We start from the raw sequence: 7200 nt of genomic DNA on the forward strand, positions 1-7200 counted from the left end.
GCGGATCTGGCGGGTGCATTCGGCGACGGCGCGTGGTTCGTGGACCTGGTGCCGGTGACCGATCCGGAGATGACCGGCTCCGCGGTGGCCCGCGCGCTCGGACTCGGCGAGCAGCAGGGGCGCAGCCTCGACGATTCGGTGCTGGCCGCCCTCGCCGACCGGCACACGCTGCTGGTGCTCGACAACTGCGAACATCTGCTCGACGGCGTGGTGCCGTTCGTCGAACGCCTGCTCGCGCGCTGCCCGCGAGTGTCCGTGCTGGCCACCAGCCGGGCGCGGCTCATGGTGCCCTTCGAGCAGGTCTACCCGGTGCCGTCGCTGTCGGTGGACGGCGGCACGGCCGATGCCGTCGCGCTGTTCCTGGACCGGGCCGCGGCACTGGGCTCGACCGTGCCCGCGGAGCAGGTGGATCAGGTCTTCGAGGTGTGCCAGCGACTCGACGGGCTGGCGCTGGCCATCGAACTGGCGGCGGCGCGACTGCCCACGCTGGGCCTGGACGGACTGCGCGCCAGCCTCGCCGATCCGCTGCGGCTGCTGGTCGGCGGGCGGCGTGCCGATGAACGGCACCGGTCCGTGCGGGCCATGCTGGATTGGAGTCAGGCGCTGCTGACGGCCGAGGACCGCTGCCTGCTGCGCCGCATCGCCGTCTTCGTCGCGCCGTTCACCGCGGCCGATGCCGTCGCGGTGGCGGGATACACACCGCTGGAACCGTTCTCGGTGACCGAGGGGCTGGCGCGGCTGGCCGAGCAGAGCCTGCTGACCGCCGTGCCCTCCACACGCGGCACCCGCTACCGGGCGCTGGCGACCATTCGGCAGTACGAGACCGAACAGCTGGTCGAGACCGGCGAGTTGGTGGACGTGCTCGCGCGCCATCTGCGGTGGTGCCTGACGACCGCCACCGCACTGGACGCGGCCGAGCCGACCGGCGATTGGCGCACCCGCTTCGACGCGGCGGCCGACGATATCCGGGCGGCGCTGGCCTGGGCGGCCGAGCAGGACGATCACCGCGCCGACGCGCACGCCCTGGCCTCGGCCCTCGCGCGACTGGCCTTCTCCCGCAACCTGATCGGCGAATCGCAGCTGCGATACGAGCAGGCCGCGTCCCTCACCGACGACCCGGCCGCCGCGGCTGCGGCACTGCGGCACGCGGCCGAGGTGGCCGGATGCCGGATGCGCGGCGAGGACATGTACCGCCTGTACCGCGCCGCCGCCGACATCGCACGGACCGCCGGAGAGCAGGCCGCAGCGGCCCGCGACCTCGCCACGGCCGCCATCACCGTATTCCGCCTGGCCGACACCTTCTCCGCGCCGCCACCCCCGACCGAGGCCGCGACCCTGCTGACCGAGGCACGAGCCCTGGGCGGCGACGACCCGGCCGCCGTGGCCGCGGTGGCGCTGGCCGAATGCGGGGTGCTCGCCCACCTCGACGACACGATGGCCGCGGAGCTGAAAACCATGGTCCCCGAGGATGATTCGTCCGGCGCAGCGACGGCCGACACCACTCGCGGGGCCGCGAGTATCACACCGCGCCCGCCCGACCGGCGAGCCGCCGCCGAGGGCGGCACGGCCCCGATCATCGGACAGCCACCCGCGGCGACGGCGACACCTGCCCCCTGTACCGCTCCGGCTGGCACGACGCCCGCAGCCACCGCTCACACCGCGAGCGGCCGCACGACACCGCCGACCGCCGCGACTCGTCCGATCGTGGGCTCCGCGGCCGAGCCCACTCCCGCCGCGACCCATCCGAACGCTGGGCCCACCGCCGCGGCGACTGCCGAGCCCACCGCCGCCGCGATCACCCTGGCCCGGCGAGCGGTCGAGCTGGCGGAGCGGACCGGAGAACCGTTGGCGCACAGTGCCGCTCTCGATGCGCTGGCGGCAGCGCAGTGCTGGGCGGGCGATATCTTCGCCGCCGCCGAGACCGCACGCCGCCGGGTGGAACTGCTCGACGCGGTACCGGTGAGTCCGGCCAGTGCGCTGGAGCGGGTGAACGCGCTCGCCGAGGCCGCCGAAACCCTGATCGGGGTCGGTGATCTCGCGGCGGCGCGGCGCTGCGGGGAACAGTTGCGCGATCTTCCGCTGCTGGCCGAGCGGGGTGATTTCGCCACCTCTCGGCTGCTGGCGGCGGATGCCCTGGCCGGCAATGTCGATGATGTGATCGCGGGCAGTGGGCGATTCCTCGATGCCTGGGAGCTGGCCGGGCGACCGCGGGCTCCGCAGCTCGCCATCGCGGCGACCGCAGTGGCGCTGGCGCACGGGCTGCGCGGGGACGACCGGGCTCGGGCCGACTGGCTGGGGATCGTCGACGCCCTCGGCGTCACCCCGGACCAGAATGCCTTCAGCGCCATCGCCGATGCCGTACTGCTGCTCCATCACGGCGAGGCGGACCAGGCGCTGGCCCGGCTCGCGGCTCCGCCCGAGGAACTGGATGTGGAGTTCGTCTGGGTGTGGCGGCACTGGTACACGGCGCTGCGCGCGGAGGCCGCGACACTCGCGAACGATCCGAAGTCCGCCGAATACCGCACCGCGGCGGGCCCGGTGGTCGCCGGGAACCCCGTTGCCAGCGCCATCGTCGATCGCGCCATCGCGCTGCACGACGGCGATCTCGCTCGCCTGCCCGCTATCACCGCCGCCTTCGAGGCCGCGGCGTGCCCGTACCAGCGCGACCGCACCCGGTCCCTCGGCGGTGATGCCTGATCCGGTCGAGGCACTTCACGTCCGGTGGACGGCCGTCGGCAACCTGGTCATTCGCCGCCCTGTCTCCGCGTGGCCGCCGCTCCTAGCGTGATGCGGCATGAGGATTCGTTATCCACAGCTGATGAGGGTCGCGGCGGCGGCCATGTGCGCGGGCCTGCTGGGCGTCGGTGCGGCGGGCGCGGAGCCGCCGACGCCGGGCGGACCGGTGCCGCCCGCCGAGGCACCGGTGGACGGCCCGGCCAATCTCGACGGGCTGACGGTGCGCGTCCGGCCGGACGGCGGCTATCTCACCGGGGTCACCGTGGAATTCGATCGGACCAGCCGCACCGAGAGCGGCGAGAAACCCGCCGCCGCACAGCAGTTCGTCTTCCTGTTCGATCGGTCCGTGCGGATCAACGCGGAGCGGTTCCCCACCTGTGCGCGTGCGGTGCTGGCCGCGCGGGGACCGGCGGGCTGCCCGGCCGGTTCGCAGGTCGGGGCGGGCGCGGCGGAGATCCATCCGGATCGGGCCGTGGAGGTGCTGGTGTTCAATACCCGCTACGCGAACGGCGATCGGGGCGTGCTGATCACCATTCCCGCCACCGGCGGCATTCTGGAGAACACCCTCGAGCCGGTGTCCGACGGCTACCGCGCCGATTACGGCGTCGCCCTCGACGAACTCCTCCCCTCGCCCCTGCCCGCCGCGCAGCGCCCCGCCACCACCCGCTTCCGCGTCACCTTCGGCGCGACCCACACCGACCACACCGGCACCCACAGCTACCTGGAGTCCTTCGCCCTCCCCGGCGCACCGCTGAAGTTCGGCCTCTGGAGCCACTTCGTCACCGGCCAGATCCTCGAACCGACGGCCTACGCACCCCGCCCACTTGCCTGACTCGGTGCTCTTTGTCCAAGACCGCGCGGTATCGATCGCGCACACTGAGGATGTGACGTTGAGCTGGCAGGAGGTGGTGGCGATGGCCCCCTCGTCGCGCCGGACCAGTTGCGCGAACTGATCGACGCGGCGTGGTGGGCGGCGGCTCCAGTCGCGATCCGCCGCCGACGCGAGGCACCCGGAGTCTCATGGCGAAGGCCCTCGAAACGGATACGGCCGGTTCAGGTGTCAGTTCTTGGGGCCGCCCGCGACGTAGAGCACCTGCCCGGAGACGAAACCGGCTGCTTCGCCGACGAAGAACGAGACCGCGTTGGCGATATCCGCGGGCACGCCCGTGCGGGCGACCGGGATCATGGCGGCGTTGGCGGCCTTGAAGTCGTCGAAGTTCATGCCCAGGCGTTCGGCGGTGGCCGCGGTCATCTCGGTCTCGATGAAACCGGGGGCGATGGCATTGGCGGTGATGCCGTACTTGCCGAGTTCGACGGCGAGGGTCTTGGTGAAGCCCTGCAGGCCCGCCTTGGCGGCCGAGTAGTTGGCCTGGCCGCGATTGCCGAGCGCGGAGGTGCTGGACAGGTTGACGATGCGGCCGTACTTGGCCTCCACCATGTACTTCTGCACGGCCCGGGTCATCAGGAAGGAGCCGCGCAGATGCACGTTCATGACCGAATCCCAGTCCGCCACCGACATTTTGAACAGCAGGTTGTCGCGGGTGATGCCCGCGTTGTTGACCAGGACGGTAGGCGCGCCCAGTTCGTCGGCGACCCGCCGCACGGCGGTCTCGACGGCCTGCTCGTCGCTCACGTCGACACCGACCGCGAGGGCCTTGCCGCCCGCGGCGACGATCTCGTCCACTACCGGCTTACCGGCGGCCTCGTCCAGATCCAGTACGGCGACGGCGAATCCGTCGGCGGCGAGGCGGCGGGCGGTCTCCGCGCCGATACCGCGGGCAGCTCCCGTCACGATTGCGATGCGCTCGGTCATGGTCCTGAGCTTAGGCGAGGAACCGCGTCACCTGCCCCACGGCTTCCACCGGATGCTCGGCGTGGATCGGCACCCCGAGCGCCTCGAACCGCCACGTCCCGTCGACCGGGAACAACCTGCCCATGACGAATCCCGCGTGCTCACTGTCGACCAGGTCGTAGCGGGCGAGTTCGGTGCCGCGCACCCCGTCCACCAGGCGGCAGAAGGCATTCTCGATCTGGTCGAAAGCCTGGCCGGTATAACAGGTCACCAGGAACAGGACCGTCGTGACCCGGGTGGACAGCCGGGTCAGATCGACGGTGATCACCTCGTTGTCGCCCTTGCCCTCACCGGTCAGGCTGTCGCCGTGGTGCCGCACCGAACCATCCCGCGAGGTCAGCTGTTCGGAGTAGACGACATCGACGATATCGCCGCCGACGAACAGCAGCGCCGCCGCATTGAGGTCGATATTGCGGCCCCGCCCGCCGAACACGCGGCGGTGAGCAGGATCCCATCCCAGCGCCATCTCGATATAGGTCAGCGCCGCCCCGGTCTCATCACGCAGAGTCATCACACGAGCTTGCCAGCAATCAGCGCTTGCGTCCCACGCCACCCGCGATACAGTGCCGAACCGATTCGAGCGGACGCAGCCGGGGCCCGTCCGGCCACCATTCGTCGCATAGCACCACACCGGGATCGACCATCTCCAGACCGTCGAACATGGCGTCGATCTGCGCACGGGTGCGGAAACGTCCACTGCCCATGGGACTGTGGACGAACTTGTCCTCCATCTTGCGTGCCAGCTCGCTGTGCTCCGGTGTCTCCGGATCGAAGAAGTGCGCGATGGCCACATACGAGCCGGACGGCAGCGCATCGACGTAGGTGCGCATGAGCGCGCCGGCGTCGTCATCCAGATAGTGGTGCAGGGTGCCGATCTGGAACAGCGCGATCGGCTCGTCGAAATCGAGATGGGCGCGCACCGTCGGATGATTCATCACATCGAAGGGCCGGAAGATGTCCGCGCCGACGATGGTGGTGTGTGCCGCGCTGTCGAGCAGTGCGCGGGAATGGGTGAGCACCATGGGGTCGTTGTCCACGTACACCACCCGAGCATTCGGGTCGATGCGCTGCACCACCTGGTGGGTGTTCTCCGCCGTCGGCAGCCCGGAACCCAGATCCAGGAATTGCCCGACCCCGGCCTCCCGCGCCAGGAACCGGCATACCCGAATAAGGAAATCCCGGTTGGCCCAGGCCAATTCGGCCACCTGCGGGGCGACCGCGCGCACCTGCTCCAGTACTTCGCGGTCCACCTCGAAGTTGTCCTTGCCACCCAGCGCGGCATCATAGACTCGCGCGATACTTGCGCGGGTGATGTCCACCCCGACCGGCGCCGCGCTCGGATAGGCGGCGAAGTGTTGGGACATCGCGAACTCCTCGCGTCGGGTTCGGCATCGACACGAAGATTTTCCCGCATTTCGCACATTCTGTGGGCAATACGGCCTTACCTATCTGCGACGTTCCCCGTCGCGGCTCGGCCGCACGCGCTCGAGCTGGGCGAACGCCATATGGCGAACGCTAATTCCGATACGGATTCTGCAACAGGTGCTCCACCACGCGGCGGCCGACGGTGTACTGATTCTCCAGCGCCAGAGCGAAACCCGGCCCGGAGTGGTCCAGATGCGCGACCACGGACTGGCCGGGGAAGGGCTGGTCGAAGTTGCTCACGGTACGCAGTGACAGGTAGCGGTCGAGGTAGCCGAAACCGTTCAGGGCCGTCGCGGTGGCATTGTCCTCCATCTGGGTGGTGCAGTAGACGCCCTCACCCTTGCTGCGCACGCCCATGATGTGGCGGGCGGTATCGGAGGGGACCTTCCCGGAGAAGTAGTCGTCGCCGGTCATGGTGTCGCAGATTCGCACATCCGGGGTGCGCCCGGCCTGGCCCGGGTACTGCGCGCGTTCGGCGGCGGCCTCCGGGCTGTCGGCGAGCGTGGCCTCGCGGGTGAGTCCGTAGGCGGTGTCCACGAGCGCGTCGTCGAGGCGATAGGCGGCGGTGTTGTAGTCCTCCACCGGACGGAATCCGAACGGCACCTCGGGGGCCTCGGCGGGATCGAGGTGATTGCCGAGGTCGAAGTCGACCACCCAGCGGGCCCAGGACGCGGAGCCGAGCGTGCCCTGATCCGGTGGCGTACCGGCGATTCCGGCGGTCAGGAACCAGGCGTGTGAGAAGTCGAATTTCGGGCTGCTCAGAATGGCGGTCATGGTGGTGGCCGCATTGGATTTGCCCTGGCCGGTCTCGGCCACGCACAGACCGTCGCCATTGCATGCGACCGGTTTGTACGCGCCGGGGACCTCCACCGTGGTGGGCAGCTGCTCGCGCCGCAGCCACACCTCCGATTCCGGGTCGAACATGGTGATGACCAGGACGCCGACCTCGAGCCGGTCGGGGCCGTCCTCGGTTCCGGAGCAGCCGGCCAGGGCCAGCGCGGCCACGCCGAGGGCGATGGCGAACTTTCGGCAACGGTGCGTCATCGGGTCAGCATAAGCACACCGGGGTGCGGTGGCCGGGCACGCCACCGCACCGAATCCGAGTCAGACGTGTTCGGTTTCGCGCACCTCGTGCTGGCCGCCGGAGCCCCAACCCACGTGGGCCTCGGCGCGCATGCGGTCGATCA

6 protein-coding genes are annotated in these 7200 nt (G+C 70.3%); 2 read left to right on the forward strand and 4 right to left on the reverse strand.

The features are described from left to right. On the forward strand, positions 1 to 2697 hold a 2697-nt coding region (locus QK444_RS29090; protein WP_282785325.1), incomplete at its 5' end, for a hypothetical protein. 97 nt (positions 2698 to 2794) lie between these two features. Then, positions 2795 to 3568: a hypothetical protein gene (locus QK444_RS29095; protein ID WP_282785326.1), complete on the forward strand. Its 774-nt coding sequence runs from the start codon at positions 2795 to 2797 to the stop codon at positions 3566 to 3568. Between the two features lie 228 nt (positions 3569 to 3796). On the opposite strand, the gene fabG is transcribed toward QK444_RS29095, so the two are convergent. From fabG to QK444_RS29115, 4 genes are all read right to left on the reverse strand, one after another. Continuing rightward, positions 3797 to 4549, reverse strand: a complete 753-nt coding sequence (gene fabG, locus QK444_RS29100; protein WP_195120011.1) for a 3-oxoacyl-ACP reductase FabG — start codon at positions 4547 to 4549, stop codon at positions 3797 to 3799. Between the two features lie 10 nt (positions 4550 to 4559). Further along, entirely contained in the window at positions 4560 to 5099 is a 540-nt protein-coding gene (locus QK444_RS29105) for a TerD family protein (RefSeq protein ID WP_282785327.1), read from the reverse strand. A gap of 19 nt (positions 5100 to 5118) precedes the next feature. Then, positions 5119 to 5952 (reverse strand): SAM-dependent methyltransferase, encoded by an 834-nt coding sequence (locus QK444_RS29110; protein ID WP_282785328.1) that lies wholly within the window; start codon positions 5950 to 5952, stop codon positions 5119 to 5121. A gap of 151 nt (positions 5953 to 6103) precedes the next feature. Further along, positions 6104 to 7057 carry a purine nucleoside permease gene (locus QK444_RS29115; protein WP_282785329.1) on the reverse strand — a complete coding sequence of 318 codons (954 nt, stop codon included), beginning with the start codon at positions 7055 to 7057 and terminating at the stop codon, positions 6104 to 6106. Positions 7058 to 7200: the final 143 nt, after the last annotated feature.

Origin of the sequence: Nocardia sp. CC201C, assembly GCF_030010695.1 — a bacterium.
In the GTDB taxonomy this organism is placed as follows: Bacteria; Actinomycetota; Actinomycetes; order Mycobacteriales; family Mycobacteriaceae; genus Nocardia; species Nocardia otitidiscaviarum.